Below are 14,914 nucleotides of genomic sequence, written 5' to 3' on the forward strand. Positions count from 1 at the left end.
TCTCCTCTCGCGGGATCCGCCCGCCGTTCCCGCCACGCTGGCGCCCTTGGCGCGCCGAGGCAAGGGTCGGCCGGCTCATCCGCCGGGCGCCGCCCTGCCGCAGCCGGACTCCCGGCAGACGAACGCGCCGCGGGCGTTGTCCCACAGCATCGGCTTCGGCGGAAAGACGCAGCGGCACAGCGGATAGCCGAGGTCTCGGGCCATCGCCGCGCTGGCGAGCTCGAGCGCCCGGCCGGCTTCGTCCAGGCTCCTGCCGATCGCCTCGCTGTCGCGCCCCCTCGGCATCAGGGCCGAGGCGGTGCGCATCAGGTCGAGGGCGAGCCGCCCTGCCCCCGCCCACGCCGCCGCATGAACCGGATCGATCATGACCGCCTCCTCCCCGTCGTGGGCGTCCGGAGAGGGCGCCGCCAGGGCAGGCTCGGTAGCATTTTATTTCTGAAAAGTCAAATCTGTGGTATCGATGAGTTCCGGATACTTGAAGGAGCGAGGCATGGCTTTTCAGCCGAACACCGGAGTCGAGGACGATGGACGCAAGCGCAAGCAGAGGTCGAACAGCCAGACGGCGCCGCGCGGCGCCCTTTCCGGGCGGGCGCCGGCGCACGGCGCGGCGGTCGACGACACGGCCGCGCGCGAGCGGGTCGCGGCGGCGGTCGCGCGCCGCAGTACGGACGCGAGCGAGGATTTGATCGCCATGCGGATCGCCCGGCTCGACCAGGCGATGCAGGCCGCCCGCCGCGCGATGCGGGACGGCGACCTCGCCGCGCTCGACCGGGCGGCGAAGATCGCCCGGGAGTACGACCGCTACCACGGCCTCGCGCTGACGCTGGCGCGGGGGATGGCGACGGAAACCGGGGCCGCCGCGCCCCGCGACCGCCGGACGGCGCATGCGCGCGCGGCGCGGGCGCGATGACCGCCGATTCAACGCATGGCGCGGGCGTTCGGGGCGGTTCGGCCGACCTCTTCCCGCTCCCGGGCGATGACGGGAGAAGGTCGTCGGAACGCCGATCAGATCGCGATCAGCGCCCCGAGCTTCGCGCGCACCTCGGCCGCCGTCTCCGCCGGGACCGCCGCGCCGATCGGGCGGATCGGCCTTGCGAGCGCATCGAGGCTGCGAAGGTGGCTGAGCAGGATTTCGCCGGCGATCGGAAGGCCGTCGGGCAGGACGACGCTGGTCGGGAACGGGCGGACTCGCGACGTGATCGGGCAGACGAGCACGAAGCCCGTGTTTCGCGTGAAGGCGGCCGACGATATGACCAGCGCCGGCCGCCGACCCGTCTGCTCGCGGCCGAGGGTCGGGGCGAACTCGGTCCAGACCAGATCGCCGGCGTCGGGCCAGTGTTCCACGTCGCTCATTCGTCGAGGCGCTCACGCCCGCGATCCGGGCCCCAGTCGAAGGCGTCGTGGTAGAGCGCCCGCCACGCTTCCGGCGACTTGCCGGCGAACAAGGCTTCGATTGTGGCTTCGCCTGGCAGCTTGCGGATGACGACTTCGCCCCCCGACAGGGCTATCTCGACCCGTTCGCCCTCGTTGAGCCGCGCCGCCTCGGCGAGCTCCGCCGGAAAACGGATCGCAAGATTCTTTCCCCAACGTCCTACGATCGCGCGCGTCACGGCGTGCTCTCTCCTGTAGAAAGATATTCCTAGAGTATTATGGGCTTGCTGTCCACAGGGTTGAGGGAGGCCGCCGAGAGGGAAACCGGCCGATCGCCGAGCGACTTCGCCCGTGGGCCGCCTCGCACGCCCTCGCGGTGTGCGTTCGGCAGGTCGTCCCCGCCGGCCGCCGACCCAGCGCCCATGCGCGCGCCGCTGATCGACTCGCTATCGGTAGCTAAACTGAGAAGAATATCTTCGCAGTTTACCTACCGATCTGCTAAGGGTCGGCATGACCGGAGGGACGATCGGGCCCCGCCGGAGAGGGCGGCTGATATGGCGTGGCTGGATCTTGTTTCCTATCTGTTCGGCGGCGCCTTTCTCCTCAACGCCGTCCCCCATCTCGTCAGCGGCGTCAGCGGGCGGCCGTTCCAGACGCCGTTCGCCGATCCGCCGGGCCAGGGGCTGTCGTCTTCGACGGTGAATGCGCTGTGGGGCTTCCTCAATCTCGTCGTCGGCTATCTGCTCGTCTGTCAGGTCGGCGCTTTCGATCTCAGGAACCTTGTCGACGCGGCGGCGCTCGGCCTCGGCGCGCTGGCGATGGCGCTCTTTTCCGCGTGGGGGTTCGGGCGGTTCAACGGCGGCAACGCGCCGAAAAGCCCATGATCGCCAGCGGGGTCTTCCGGTCGCTGCGGTTCTTCAACTACCGGGTGTGGGCCGCCGGCGCCTTCGTCTCCAATGTCGGAACCTGGGTGCAGCGCACGGCGCAGGCCTGGCTGGTCCTGACGACCCTCACCCACCACGACGCGAAAGCGGTCGGGGCGGTGATGGCGCTGCAGTTCGGGCCGCAGCTTCTGTTCCTGCCCTGGACCGGATCGGCCGCCGATCGCCTGAATCAGCGCAAGCTCCTGATGGCCACGCAGGCGACGATGGGCGCGCTGGCGCTGGCGTTGGGGCTGCTCACGGTCACGGGCCTCGTCCAGCTCTGGCACGTCTATGTCTTCGCCTTCCTGTTCGGCTCGGCGGCGGCGTTCGACGCGCCCGCGCGCCAGACCTTCGTCGGCGAGCTGGTCGGCGACGCGGACCTGTCGAACGCCGTGGCGCTGAACTCGACCTCGTTCAACGCGGCGCGGATGATCGGCCCCGCCGTCTCCGGCCTGATCATCGCCGCCTTCGGCGCCGGCTGGGCGTTCGTCATCAACGGCGCTTCGTTCGGCGCGGTGCTCGTCTCGCTCGCCGCCCTCCGATTGCCGGACCTTCACCCGATCGCGCGGGCGCGCCGCGCCCGCGGAAGCTTTGCCGAAGGGCTGCGCTATGTCGCCTCCCGGCCGGACCTCGTGGCGATCCTCGCGATGCTGTTCCTGATCGGAACGTTCGGCCTGAACTTCACCATCTTCATCGCCACCATGGCGGTCGGCGTCTTCCACGTCGACGCATTCGGCTATGGCCTCTTGTCGTCGAGCATGGCGGTCGGGACCGTGGCGGGCGCGCTGCTCGCCGCCGGCCGGGACCGGCCGAGATTCGGCGCGCTGATCGTCGGTTCGGCCGTCTTCGGCCTCGGCTGCGCTTTCGCTGCGGTGTCGCCGTCGTACTGGGCCTTCGCCGTCGCGCTCGCCGTCATCGGCGTCGCCGCGCTCACCGTCACCAACGTGTCGAACAGCCTGATGCAGCTGTCGACCGAGCCCGCGATGCGCGGCCGCGTCATGGCGCTGAGGGTCAGCGTCGCCCTCGGCGGCACGCCGATCGGCGCCCCCATCGTCGGCTGGATCGCCGACGCGATGGGTCCGCGCTGGGCGCTCGGCGTCGGCGCCGCGGCGGGCTTTGCAGCTGCGGTCGTCGGCGCGTTCGCCCTGGCGCGCGGGGCGCACGTGCGGTCGCCGGCCGGCCCGATGGCGGAAGGCGGCTGAGCGGGCTTCAGATCGCGATCAGCGCGCCGAGTTTTGCGCGGCTCCCGCGAAGACCGGCTTTGCGGGCGGAGCCTACTCCGCCGCCGCCGCCCGGACGGGGACATAGTTCAGCACCGGCGCCAGCCAGCGCTCGACCTCGGCCACGTCCATGCCCTTGCGGTGGGCGTAGTCCTCGACCTGGTCGCGCTCGACCTTGGCCACCCCGAAATAATGCGCCTCGGGGTGGGCGATGTAGAGGCCCGAGACCGAGGAGGCCGGCCACATCGCGAAGCTCTCGGTGAGCCTGACCCCGATCGCGCGCTCGGCGTCGAGCAGCCTGAACAGCGTCGCCTTCTCGGTGTGGTCCGGCTGCGCCGGATAGCCGGGGGCGGGGCGGATGCCGCGATAGGGCTCGCCGCCGAGGTCCTCGGGCGCAAACGCCTCGTCGGGCGCATAGCCCCAGAGTTCGCGCCGCACCCGGGCGTGCATCGCCTCGGCGAACGCCTCGGCGAGGCGGTCGGCCAGCGCCTTGACCAGGATCGCGGAATAGTCGTCGCCGGCGCGCTCGAAGCGCGCGACCGCCTCGTCCTCGAGTCCGGCGGTGACGACGAACCCGCCGACATAGTCGCGCGGACCGACGAAATCGGCGAGCGCCATGTTGGGCTTGCCGTCGCGCTTCGTCAGCTGTTGGCGCAGGGTGTAGAAGGTCGCGATCCGCTTCGCCCGCGCTTCGTCGGCGTAGAGCGCGATGTCGTCGCCCTCGCGCGCCGCCGGCCAGAAGCCGACCACGGCCTTCGGCTTCAGCCACCGCCCGTCGACGATCCGCTTCAACATCGCCTGGCCGTCGTCGAACAGCGCCCGCGCCGCCGCGCCCTGCCTGGGATCGTCGAGGATCGCCGGATAGCGTCCTTTCAGCTCCCAGGCCTGGAAGAACGGCGTCCAGTCGATGTAGCGGGAGAGTTCGGCGAGATCGTAGGAATCGAACGCCCGGGTTCCGAAGAAGCTCGGCCGGATCGGCTGATGGCCGCCCGACCCGGCGAAAGCGTTGGCGCGCGCGCGGGCGAGCGGAACGCGGCTCTTCTCGGATTCGCTGCGCTCGTGCGCCTCCGCCACCTTGCGGTAATCGGCGCGGACCGCCGCGATCGTCTGGTCGCGGGTCTCGGGCGAAAGCAGCGCCGACACCACGCCGACCGCCCGGCTCGCGTCGTTGACGTGCACCGCCTGCGAGCGCGCGTAGCGCGGGTGGATTTTGACCGCGGTGTGGACGCGGCTGGTGGTCGCCCCGCCGATCAGCAGGGGGATGTCGAAGCCTTCGCGCTCCATCTCGGCCGCGACGTGCACCATCTCGTCGAGCGAGGGCGTGATCAGGCCGGAGAGGCCGATCGCGTCCGCCTTGCGCTCGCGCGCCACGGCGAGGATCTTCGAGGCGGGCGTCATCACCCCGAGGTCGATGATCTCGTAGTTGTTGCAGGCGAGCACCACACCGACGATGTTCTTGCCGATGTCGTGGACGTCGCCCTTGACGGTGGCGAGCACGATCGTGCCGGCGGTCTGACGGCCTTCGCCGGACTTGTCCTGCTCCATGTAGGGCAAGAGGATCGCGACCGCCTGCTTCATCACCCGCGCCGACTTCACCACCTGCGGCAAAAACATCTTTCCGGCGCCGAACAGGTCGCCGACGATGTTCATGCCGGCCATCAGCGGACCCTCGATCACGTCGAGCGGGCGCCTGGCCTGGAGCCGCGCCTCCTCCGTGTCGGCCTCGATGAAGTCGGTGATGCCGTTGACCAGCGCGTGCGCGATGCGCTTGTCGACCGGCTCCTCGCGCCACGAGAGGTCCTGGGCCCTGGCTTCCTTGCCGGCCGCGCCGCGGTAGCGCTCGGCGATCGTCAGCAGGCGTTCGGTTCCGTCGGCGCGGCGATTGAGAACGACGTCCTCGCAGGCCTCGCGCAGCTCCGGATCGATCTCGTCGTAGACCGCGAGCTGGCCGGCGTTGACGATGCCCATGTCCATGCCGGCGCGAATGGCGTGGTAGAGGAACACGGCGTGCATCGCCTCGCGCACCGGCTCGTTGCCGCGGAACGAGAACGACAGGTTGGACACGCCGCCGGAAATGTGGGCGTGCGGCAAGGTCGCGCGGATCGCGCGCGCCGCCTCGATGAAGTCGACGCCGTAGTTGTTGTGCTCCTCGATGCCGGTGGCGACCGCAAAGACGTTCGGGTCGAACACGATGTCCTCCGGCGGAAAGCCGGCTGCTTCGGTCAGCAGCTTGTAGGCGCGGCCGCAGATCGAGACCTTGCGCTCGAACGTGTCGGCCTGACCCTGCTCGTCGAAGGCCATGACGACGACCGCGGCCCCGTAGCGGCGCACGAGCCTCGCCTGCCTGAGAAAGGCCTCCTCGCCCTCCTTGAGCGAGATCGAGTTGACGAGGCTCTTGCCCTGAAGGCGCTTCAGGCCCGCTTCGATGATCGAGAATTTCGACGAATCGACCATCACCGGCACACGTGCGATGTCCGGCTCGGAGGCGACGAGGTTGAGGAACTCGATCATCGCCGCCTCGGAATCGATCAGGCCCTCGTCCATGTTGATGTCGATGATCTGGGCGCCGTTGGCGACCTGGTCGCGGGCGACCGCGAGCGCGCCGGAAAAGTCGCCGGCGGTGATCAGCTTGCGGAATTTCGCCGAGCCGGTGACGTTCGTCCGTTCGCCGATGTTGACGAAGGGGATGTCGGGGGTGAGCGTGAACGGCTCGAGGCCCGACAGGCGCATCAGCGGCGCGATCGCCGGAATCGGCCGGGGCGGAAGGTCGCGGACCGCCTCGGCGATGGCGCGAATGTGGTCGGGCGTCGAGCCGCAGCAGCCGCCGACGATGTTGACGAGACCGTCGCGGGCGAAGCCGGCGATCTGCGCGGCCATCGCCTCGGGGCTCTCGTCGTACTGGCCGAAGGCGTTGGGCAGGCCGGCGTTGGGGTAGGCGCAGACGAAGGCGTCCGCCGCCGCGGAAATCTCGGCCAGGTGCTCGCGCATGGCGCTCGCGCCGAGGGCGCAGTTGAGGCCGATGGTGAAGGGCTTCGCGTGCCGCACCGAGCGCCAGAACGCGGTCGGCGTCTGGCCCGACAGGGTGCGCCCGGAACGGTCGGTGATCGTGCCCGAGATCATCACGGGCAGGCGGAGGCCGCGTCGCTCGAAGACTTCCTCGCAGGCGAAGATCGCCGCCTTGGCGTTGAGCGTGTCGAAGATCGTCTCGATCAGGATGATGTCGGCGCCGCCGTCGATCAGGCCGCCGATCTGTTCGGCATAGGCCGTGCGCAGATCGTCGAACGTGACGGCGCGATAGCCCGGGTTGTTGACGTCGGGCGACAGCGAGGCGGTGCGGTTGGTCGGGCCGAGCGCCCCGGCGACGAAGCGCCGCCTGCCGTCGGCCTTTTCCGCCTTGATCGCGGCGCGGCGCGCAAGCCGCGCGCCGTCGCGGTTGAGGTCGTAGACGACCGCCTCCATGCCGTAGTCGGCCTGAGCGATCGTGGTCGAGGAAAAGGTGTTGGTCTCGAGAATGTCGGCGCCGGCCATGGCGTAGGCGAAATGGATGTCCTCGATCGCCTGCGGCTGGGTCAGGGTCAGCAGGTCGTTGTTGCCCTGGAGATGACACTCGCAGGCGGCGAAGCGTTCGCCGCGAAAATGGCTCTCGGTGAAGCCGAAGGTCTGGATCTGCGTCCCCATCGCGCCGTCGAGGATGAGGATCCGCTTCTCCGCCGCCGCGCGCAGCGCGTCGGCGGCGTCCGCACGGTGGGGGAACGCCGTGTCGAACAGGGGGTCGAGGGACGAGGTCATGAGCGGGCCTTCCGAAATCTGCATAATCATATAAACATGTCTTTATATGGTGACAAGCTCCCTCGACGGATCGAGGCGGTCCGGACCGGACAACGGGGTCCGGCACGCCGGCGCCCGCTTCGCCGGCGCCGTCGCACTCTGGCTTCGCCGCCCGAACCCCACTATGACGATTGTGCGACAATCGGGACGGTGGGCGCGTGACGACTTTCGTCTGGGCGGCGGTTCTGGGCGCGGCCCTGCTGCACGCGCTCTGGAACGCGGTGGTCAAGAACGCCGCCGACAAGGTCATGGGTTCGGCGCGGGTGGCGCTGTGGACCGGCGTCGTCGCGACGCTCGTGGCGCTGGCGACGCCGGCGCCCTCCGCCGCGTCGCTGCCGTTCGTGATCGCGTCGGCGCTGATCCACGTGGTCTACTTCCTGCTCGTCGGCCTGCTCTATCGCAACGCCGATCTGTCGGTCGCCTATCCGATGATGCGCGGTCTCGCGCCGCTGGTCGCGACGGCGCTGGCGGCGGTCGCGCTGCACGAAGTCCCGGACCCGGTCGCGCTCGTGGGGGTGCTGGCGCTGGTCGGCGGCGTGGCGGCGATGGGGCTCTCGGGCCTGGCGGAGCGGCGCATCGACCGCGCGACGCTGGTCGTCGCCCTCGCCAATTCGCTGATCATCGCCGTCTATTCGGTCCTCGACGGCGAGGGCGCGCGGCTCGCGGGGCCAGACGCGGCCCATGCCTTCGCTTACAACGCGTGGTCGGACGCGCTGACCGCGGCGCTGTATCTGCCGGTCGTGATGGCGATGCGCGGCAGGGCCGCGGTCCCCGAGCTTTTCCGCGATCCCGCAGCCAGCGCCTTCGCCGGACTCGCCGCTTTCGGCGGCTACGCGATCGTGGTCTGGGCGATGACGCAGGCGCCGATCGGCGCGGTCGCGGCGTTGCGCGAATGTTCGGTGGCGTTCGCGGCGATCATCGGCGTGGCGCTGCTCGGCGAGCCGTTCAAGGGGACGCGCGCCGGCGCGGCCTTGCTGATCGTCGGCGGCGTGGTCGCGCTCAGGCTCGCATGAACCGCAACCCGCGCCCTGCGGGCGCGCGCGATGAGGCTCGGCGAGCGAATCCCGAAGCGGGTTCGCCCGCCGACGTCTCGCTCCGCGCCGTCAGCGCCAGCCCGACGCCGGGCGCCAGCGCTCCGACATGGAGGAGCCGAGTCGCTCGAGCAGCGATGGCTGGCGCGCCGCCGGAAGGGTTCTCGCAAGCTCCTCCGGATGACCCCGACGCCATTCGCCCGGCTCCGGGAACGGGATGACGTCGGCGGCGGCGGCTTGCGGCTCGGGCGCCGCCATCGCGGCGGCCGGAGCGGCCGCGTCCGCCTCCGCCGCCCGGTCGACGCCCGTGGCGACGATCGACACCCGGACAGCGCCGCAGAGTCGGGCGTCGAAGGTCGCCCCCAGGATGATGTTGGCTTCGTCGTCGACCTCCCGGCGGATCCGGCTCGCGGCTTCGTCGAGTTCGTAGAGCGTGAGGTCCTCGCCGCCGGTGATCGACACGAGCAGGCCGCGGGCGCCGCGCAGCGAGGCGTCGTCGAGGAGGGGATTGGCGATCGCAGCTTCTGCGGCGCGCAGCGCGCGGCCCGCTCCGGTCGCTTCCCCGGTGCCGATCATCGCGGTCCCCGCTTCGCTCATGACCGAGCAGACGTCGGCGAAGTCGAGATTGACCAGGCCCTCCTTGACGATCAGATCGGCGATGCAGGCCACGCCCGAGCCCATCACGTCGTCGGCCATGGCGAAGGCGTCGACGAAGGTGGTCCGCGCGCTCGCAATCCGGAACAGATTCTGGTTGGGGATCACGATCAGCGTGTCGACGGCGGTCTTCATCTCGGCGAGCCCGGCCGTGGCGGCCCGCATCCGGCGGCCGCTCTCGAACTGGAACGGCGTGGTGACGACGCCGACCGTGAGGATGCCCATCTCCCGGGCGGCTCTGGCGATGACGGGGGCGGCGCCCGTTCCGGTGCCCCCGCCCATGCCGGCGGTGAGGAAGAGCATGTGGGAGCCGGCGAGCCGGTCGCGGATTTCGTCGAGGGCCTCCTCGGCTGCGGCCTTGCCGATGTCGGGCTTCGATCCGGCGCCGAGGCCTTCCGTCAGGTGCAGACCCATCTGGATCCGCACGCCGGCGCGCGACGAGGCGAGGGCCTGCGCGTCCGTGTTCGCCGCCATGAAGTCGACGCCGGCGAGGCCCGAGACGATCATGTTGTTGACCGCGTTGCCGCCGGCGCCGCCGACGCCGCACACCGTGATGCGCGGCTTCAGTTCCCTCAGTCGGGGCGCCTGGGAGTGAATGGGCATCGCTCGCCTCCTTTTGTCTGGCCGGGCGTCCGGGCGCCGTTTCCCCTCCCTTGCGGGAGGGGCGCCGGGCGGCGAAGCCGTCGCAGGCCCGGTCGAAGCCCCCGCGCGCCGCCGCCGGGGCCGGGCGGCCGCCCTGTCGACCGAGTGTCGGCGCTCATGGTTAACGATTGGTTACGATCGCCGCGTCGATGCGCGCCTGCGACCGTCCGCTCCGGGCGGAAGGCGCGCGCGCCTCTCACGGCGCCTTGCGCCACCACGCGGCGAGGTCGACGCCGAACAGCGGCGTCTTCTCCGGCCTGCCGAGTTTGGCCGAATAGGCGATCCACTGTTCCGGCGCATAGAAGAACGGGACGATGTAGAAGCCGGAAATCAGCAGCCGGTCGAGCGCCCGGACGGCCGCGACGAAATCGTCGCCGCTGCCGGCCGAGAGGACCGCCGCGATCATCGCGTCGATCGCCGGCGAGGCGGCGCCGGCGAAGTTGTAGGCGCCTTCCGCGTCGGCGGCGGACGAACTCCACCGTCCGCGCTGCTCGTTGCCGGGCGAGGGCGAAGCGGTCCAGGTCCCCGGCGTCATGTCGAAGTCGAAGCGGGCGCGGCGGCGCTGGAACTGCACCTCGTCGACCAGCCGCACGTCGGCCACGACGCCGATGCGCGCCAGATTGTGGGCGTAGGCGAGGGCGAGCCGCTGCTCCCCGCGCGTCGTCACCATGATCTCGAACGCGAGCGGCGCCCCGCCCGGCGCGACGAGCCGCCCGTCCGTCATCCGGTAGCCGGCGCCTTCGAGCCTCTCGATGGCCTCCCGGGCGATCGTGCGATCACGGCCCGAGCCGTCCGACACGGGCGCGCGCCACGTCCCCTCCATCACGTCGGTTCGCACCGCGCCCGGAAACGGCGCGAGCAGGTCCCGTTCGCGCTGCGAGGCGGGCCGCCCGACCGACGACAGCGCGCTGTCGTCGAAGAAGCCCTGCGAGCGCCGGTAGGCGCCGGCGTAGAGGTTGGCGTTCAGCCATTCGAAATCGAACATCGAGGCGAGCGCCTCGCGCACCGCGGGATCGGCGAACATCGCGCGGCGGGTGTTGAAGGCGAAGCCCGAGACGCCCTTCGGCAGGCCGTCGGGAACCACCGCCCTGACGATCCGGCCGTCCCGCGCGGCGGGGAATCCGTATTCGGAGCGCCAGCGCCCGGGATCGTCCTCGACCCGGACGTCGACGAGCCCGGCCTTGAAGGCTTCGAACATTGCGCCGGCGTCGCGAAAATAGTCGATCCGGATCTCGTCGAAATTGTACAGGCCCTTCGCGACCGGCAGGTCGCGCGCCCAGTAGTCGGCGTTGCGCCTGAGCGTCAGCCGCTGGCCGGGAACCACCTCGGCGACACGGTAGGGGCCGGAGGCGACCGGAATCGTCAGCGTCTGGTCCTCGAAATGCTCGGCGTCGGTGTGGGCGCGCGACAGCACCGGCATGATCGCGAGCGTCAGCGGCAGCTCCCGGTCGTCGGCGCCGGTCAGGTCGAAACGCACCGTGAGCGGGTCGGGCGCGTCGACGCGTCTGACGAGACTGTAGGCGGCGCGCTGCTGCGGCCGTCCCTTCGCCCTGAGCAGATTGAAGCTGAACGCCACGTCGGCCGACGTGATCGGCGAGCCGTCGGAGAATCGCGCCGCGGGGTTGAGCCGGAACGTGATGTGCTCGCGCGCCGGGTCGGTCTCGACGCTCTCGGCGATCAGACCGTAGAGGGTGAAGGGTTCGTCGGCGGAGCGCATCATCAGCGACTGGTAGACGTTGCCGACGAGCCCTTGCGCCGTCGACAGCGCCTTGACGTTGTAGGGATTGAGGCTGTCGAACGCGCCGAGATAGGCGAGGTTGAGCCGGCCGCCCTTGGGCGCCTCCGGATTGACGTAAGGGAAATACGGGAAGCCCGGCGGCAGCGCCGGGTCGCCGTGCATGGCGATCGCGGCGGCCGGCCCGGCGCGCGCCAGGCCGGCGAGCGCCAGGCCGGCGAGCGCGAACGCCGCAATCAGCAGACATCGAATCGCGAGGCGAACCATCGCGGGGAGTTTAGCACCGGGATCGGCGCCGTTGGCGGTTCGGTCGACGAATGCGGCTTTGCGCACGAGGCGGTCGCGCGCGACGGATTCCGGGGGCGAAATTGTTATTGGATTGTCACGCCGGATATGGAAAGAGAGCGCGCGCCGCGGAGCCGCCTCTGGCGGCGCCGCAGGGTCATAGTGTCGCCGGACGGCTGACCGAAGGCCCTTGCGGGCGCTCCCGCGATGCGGGACGGCGCGGGCGCGCGACAGATCGCTTGGGTTCATGACCGCTCGGGTCAAGAGATCACTTGGGTACGGCTTGAAAGGACGATTGATGATTTTCCCGATCATGCGCTCGAGCGCCGCGGCGCTCGCAATGACCCTGGCGCTCGGCGGGGCGGCGCTGGCCCAGAACGCGCCGGCGAAGCCCGGCGCGCCCGCCCCCGGCGCGCCGGCGCCGCAGGCCGGGCAGCAGCCGCAGATCCCGTCCAAGGTCGATCTCGTCTCGCCCGAGCCGCAGTGGGTGAAGCTGTGCGGCAAGGAGCAGACCACGGGACGCGACGCCTGCCAGACGATGCGCGACTTCGCCACCTCGGCGGATCAGCCGCCGATGGTCAGCATGCAGGTCTTTGAACTCCAGGGCGAGGACAAGAAGAAGCTCCGCTTCATGATGCTGCCGATCGGGATGCTCTTGAAGCCGGGTTTCCGCGTCATGATCGACAAGTCCGAGCCGCTCGAGGGCAAGTACGACATGTGCTTCCAGAATGCGTGCACGGCCGAACTCGAGGTCGGCCCGAGCACGCTCGCCAGCCTCAAGAAGGGCCAGAACCTCGCCATCGTGCTGCGCGTTCCCGGCGGCGACCCCTCCGGCCACGAGTTGACCTTCAACATCCCGCTGAAGGATTTCGGGCCGACCTTCGACGGCAAGCCGACGGACCCCAAGCTTCTGGAAGAGCAGCGGCAGGCGCTGCAGCAGCAGCTGCAGAAGAAGGCCGAGGAGCAGCGCAAGGCTCTGGAGCAGCAGCAGCAGCAGGGCGGCGCGGCCGCGCCGGCGGCGCCGGCCGCTCCGGCTGCGCCGAAGCAGTAGCGACGGCGCGCCTTCGCTCCCGCGGCGGGCGATTGGCGCGATCGAAACGCCAGGGGACGGTCTGGCGGGGCGCGAGGTCCCGCCCGGTCCGTCCCGGCGCATGCGGGACGGTTCCGGGGCGCCCACGGGGGTCTCTATGTCGTTCTTTCACCGCCTCCTCGTTCTGTGTCCGGCGCTCTGCGCGCTCTGCCTGGGTCTTTCCGAGGGTCCCGCCGGCGCCGGCGAGGCCTCGAGGGCCGCCCCGGTCTACCCCGGTTGCGCCGAGCCGCCCGCGACTCCGCGACACGTCTGGCGCATCGACCCGGTCCACGGCCGTCCCGACGGCGACGGATCGGCCGCACATCCATGGAACTCGCTGCAGGCGGTGGTGAGCGCGGCGCCGGGGGAGAGTCCGCTCCTTTCGACGGCGCCCTACTGGCACGCCGCTCCGGACGGCTGGACGTGGGCGCCCAATCCGGACGCGCCCGTCAAGCCGGGCGACGCCCTGATGCTGATGAGCGGCGACTACGGCGACATCTCGGTGAACGTCTCCGGTCGGGCGATCGAGAACCCGGACTTCGTGACCGTGGAGGCGGCGCCGGGCGAGACTCCGGTCTTCCGCTCCCTGTCCGTCGGCGCCGCCAACAAGTGGCGCTTCAAGGGCGTCAAGGTCCAGTCGCCGGCGAAAGGCTACGAGCCGCTGGTGCGCGTCGGCGGCCAGGGCGCCGCGCTGCCTTCGGCGGATGTCATTCTCGACGGCCTCGACATCTCGTCCGCCGACAGTGTCGAGGACTGGACGCAGGCCGACTGGCTCGCCAGGGCGCGCTGGGCCGGGTTGTCGGTCACCGGCAGTCCGGAGGGCGGGTCGTCCTGCACGTCGATCTCCAATACGACCATTCACAACGTGCGCTTCGGCGTCATCCTGGCCGGCGACAAGACCCTGTTCACGAACAACCGCCTGAACTATCTGGGCGACGATTTTCTCGACTACGCGGCGAACGATCTGATTATTTCCAGGAATACGTTGACGAATTCATTGACGCTCGGCGACGGGAACCACCAGGATTTCATGCAGGGACAGATCGGCGTCCTCGCGCCGGGAACGAAGACCAATCACTTTCACAATATCGTGATCGACCGGAATCTGGCGATCCGGCAAACGGATCCCAACCTGAAGTTCCCGGGGGAAATCCAGGGCATCGACGCCTTCAACGTCGATTGGCACAATCTCACGGTCAGCAACAACATCGTCATTACCAGCGCGTGCCACGGCATCAGCTACGCCAGCGTGCACGGCGGCTTGATCGTCAACAACACGCTTCTCGACGACGACTCCCTCTTCGGAACCAAAGACCCAGGCGGGCGGGTGATGTGCCGGCCGTGGATCTTTCTCGGGCGCGCCACCCATGAGGGTTCGCCCTCCAACGACACCGTCGTACGCAACAACGTCGCAAACGTTTTCGATATCGACACCACGCTGCCCGGCGTCGTCATGGACCACAACTTGTGCCCGAGCGACGAGCGGGGATGCACGATCGTCTCGCGCGTCGACGGCAAGCGGATATGGAATCGAGCGCCCGGCGTGTACGGCGACGGCGCCGCCGTGGCCGTGAACATCATCGCCGGCGAGGGCCCGGCAGCGACGTTCGTTCACTTCGACCCGAAAGCCTATGCGTTCGACGTCCGTCTCAAGCCCGGAACCCGCGCCCGCGGCGGCGGCAACCCGGATCGGGCGCCGAGCGTCGATTTCGAGGGCGCGGAGCGGCGGCCGCCGCCGAATATCGGAGCCTACTGACCGGTCGGCATAGGCCAGGATCGGGGTTCAGCTCGCCAAGGCGCCCGCGCGGAACCGGTAGCCCCCTTCAGCCGTCCGTTCGAAGGTCTCGCTGATCCGGGGGTGGCGAACCGGCTCGCCCGAGTCGTCGGGCAGAAGGTTCTGCTCCGACACATAGGCGATGTACTGGCTGTCGGCGTTTTCGGCGTAAAGATGGTAAAACGGCTGATCCTTGGTCGGACGGATCTCCGCCGGGATCGCGCGCCACCACTCCTCGGTGTTGGCGAACACCGGGTCGACGTCGAAAATCACACCCCGAAATGGGTAGACCCGGTGCTTGACCACCTGGCCGATGCCGAATTTCGCGATCCGCAGCGTCATGGCAACCGCCTTAGACCGGGTGACGAGGCCCGTCAATTCG

The 14,914-nt window shown here is 69.9% G+C and carries 12 protein-coding genes and 1 pseudogene; 6 read left to right on the forward strand and 7 right to left on the reverse strand.

The genetic code is table 11. From position 1 onward, the window contains the following. Positions 1-75: 75 nt before the first annotated feature. Positions 76-366, reverse strand: a complete 291-nt coding sequence (locus DFR50_RS03495; protein WP_113887817.1) for a hypothetical protein — start codon at positions 364-366, stop codon at positions 76-78. 124 nt (positions 367-490) lie between these two features. On the opposite strand from DFR50_RS03495, the gene DFR50_RS03500 reads away from it, so the two are divergent. Continuing rightward, the gene (locus DFR50_RS03500) at positions 491-910 is read left to right on the forward strand and encodes a hypothetical protein (protein WP_113887818.1); all 420 of its coding nucleotides are present in this window, start codon (positions 491-493) and stop codon (positions 908-910) included. A 95-nt stretch (positions 911-1,005) separates the two neighbouring features. On the opposite strand, the gene DFR50_RS03505 is transcribed toward DFR50_RS03500, so the two are convergent. Both DFR50_RS03505 and DFR50_RS03510 read right to left on the reverse strand, forming a co-directional pair. Beyond that, positions 1,006-1,353: a type II toxin-antitoxin system PemK/MazF family toxin gene (locus DFR50_RS03505; protein WP_113887819.1), complete on the reverse strand. Its 348-nt coding sequence runs from the start codon at positions 1,351-1,353 to the stop codon at positions 1,006-1,008. After that, positions 1,350-1,610 (reverse strand): AbrB/MazE/SpoVT family DNA-binding domain-containing protein, encoded by a 261-nt coding sequence (locus DFR50_RS03510; RefSeq protein WP_170153038.1) that lies wholly within the window; start codon positions 1,608-1,610, stop codon positions 1,350-1,352. Before DFR50_RS03510 ends, DFR50_RS03505 begins: the two co-directional genes overlap by 4 nt. Before the next feature lie 315 nt (positions 1,611-1,925). On the opposite strand from DFR50_RS03510, the gene DFR50_RS03515 reads away from it, so the two are divergent. Continuing rightward, entirely contained in the window at positions 1,926-2,255 is a 330-nt protein-coding gene (locus tag DFR50_RS03515) for a hypothetical protein (RefSeq protein WP_113887821.1), read from the forward strand. Continuing rightward, the gene (locus DFR50_RS03520) at positions 2,252-3,496 is read left to right on the forward strand and encodes an MFS transporter (RefSeq protein ID WP_113887822.1); all 1,245 of its coding nucleotides are present in this window, start codon (positions 2,252-2,254) and stop codon (positions 3,494-3,496) included. The genes DFR50_RS03515 and DFR50_RS03520 overlap by 4 nt, the downstream gene beginning before the upstream one ends. Before the next feature lie 72 nt (positions 3,497-3,568). Here DFR50_RS03520 and metH read toward each other — a convergent pair whose 3' ends face one another. Next, entirely contained in the window at positions 3,569-7,303 is a 3,735-nt protein-coding gene (gene metH / locus DFR50_RS03525; protein ID WP_113887962.1) for a methionine synthase, read from the reverse strand. Between the two features lie 197 nt (positions 7,304-7,500). On the opposite strand from metH, the gene DFR50_RS03530 reads away from it, so the two are divergent. Next, positions 7,501-8,355: a DMT family transporter gene (locus DFR50_RS03530; protein WP_113887823.1), complete on the forward strand. Its 855-nt coding sequence runs from the start codon at positions 7,501-7,503 to the stop codon at positions 8,353-8,355. Positions 8,356-8,460: 105 nt separating this feature from the next. Here DFR50_RS03530 and ftsZ read toward each other — a convergent pair. Beyond that, positions 8,461-9,630 (reverse strand): annotated as a pseudogene (ftsZ, locus tag DFR50_RS03535) (cell division protein FtsZ); the annotation flags it as partial. Between the two features lie 235 nt (positions 9,631-9,865). After that, positions 9,866-11,737 carry an extracellular solute-binding protein gene (locus DFR50_RS03540; protein ID WP_342634525.1) on the reverse strand — a complete coding sequence of 624 codons (1,872 nt, stop codon included), beginning with the start codon at positions 11,735-11,737 and terminating at the stop codon, positions 9,866-9,868. 250 nt (positions 11,738-11,987) lie between these two features. Here DFR50_RS03540 and DFR50_RS03545 point away from each other — a divergent pair, with 250 nt between their 5' ends. Both DFR50_RS03545 and DFR50_RS03550 read left to right on the forward strand, forming a co-directional pair. Continuing rightward, positions 11,988-12,740: an invasion associated locus B family protein gene (locus DFR50_RS03545; RefSeq protein WP_113887963.1), complete on the forward strand. Its 753-nt coding sequence runs from the start codon at positions 11,988-11,990 to the stop codon at positions 12,738-12,740. A 136-nt stretch (positions 12,741-12,876) separates the two neighbouring features. After that, positions 12,877-14,514 carry a right-handed parallel beta-helix repeat-containing protein gene (locus tag DFR50_RS03550; RefSeq protein ID WP_113887826.1) on the forward strand — a complete coding sequence of 546 codons (1,638 nt, stop codon included), beginning with the start codon at positions 12,877-12,879 and terminating at the stop codon, positions 14,512-14,514. Between the two features lie 27 nt (positions 14,515-14,541). Here DFR50_RS03550 and hspQ read toward each other — a convergent pair whose 3' ends face one another. Next, positions 14,542-14,874, reverse strand: coding sequence for a heat shock protein HspQ (gene hspQ, locus DFR50_RS03555; protein ID WP_113887827.1), 333 nt, complete (start codon positions 14,872-14,874; stop codon positions 14,542-14,544). Positions 14,875-14,914: the final 40 nt, after the last annotated feature.

Source organism: Roseiarcus fermentans (assembly GCF_003315135.1).
GTDB lineage: Bacteria > Pseudomonadota > Alphaproteobacteria > Rhizobiales > Beijerinckiaceae > Roseiarcus > Roseiarcus fermentans.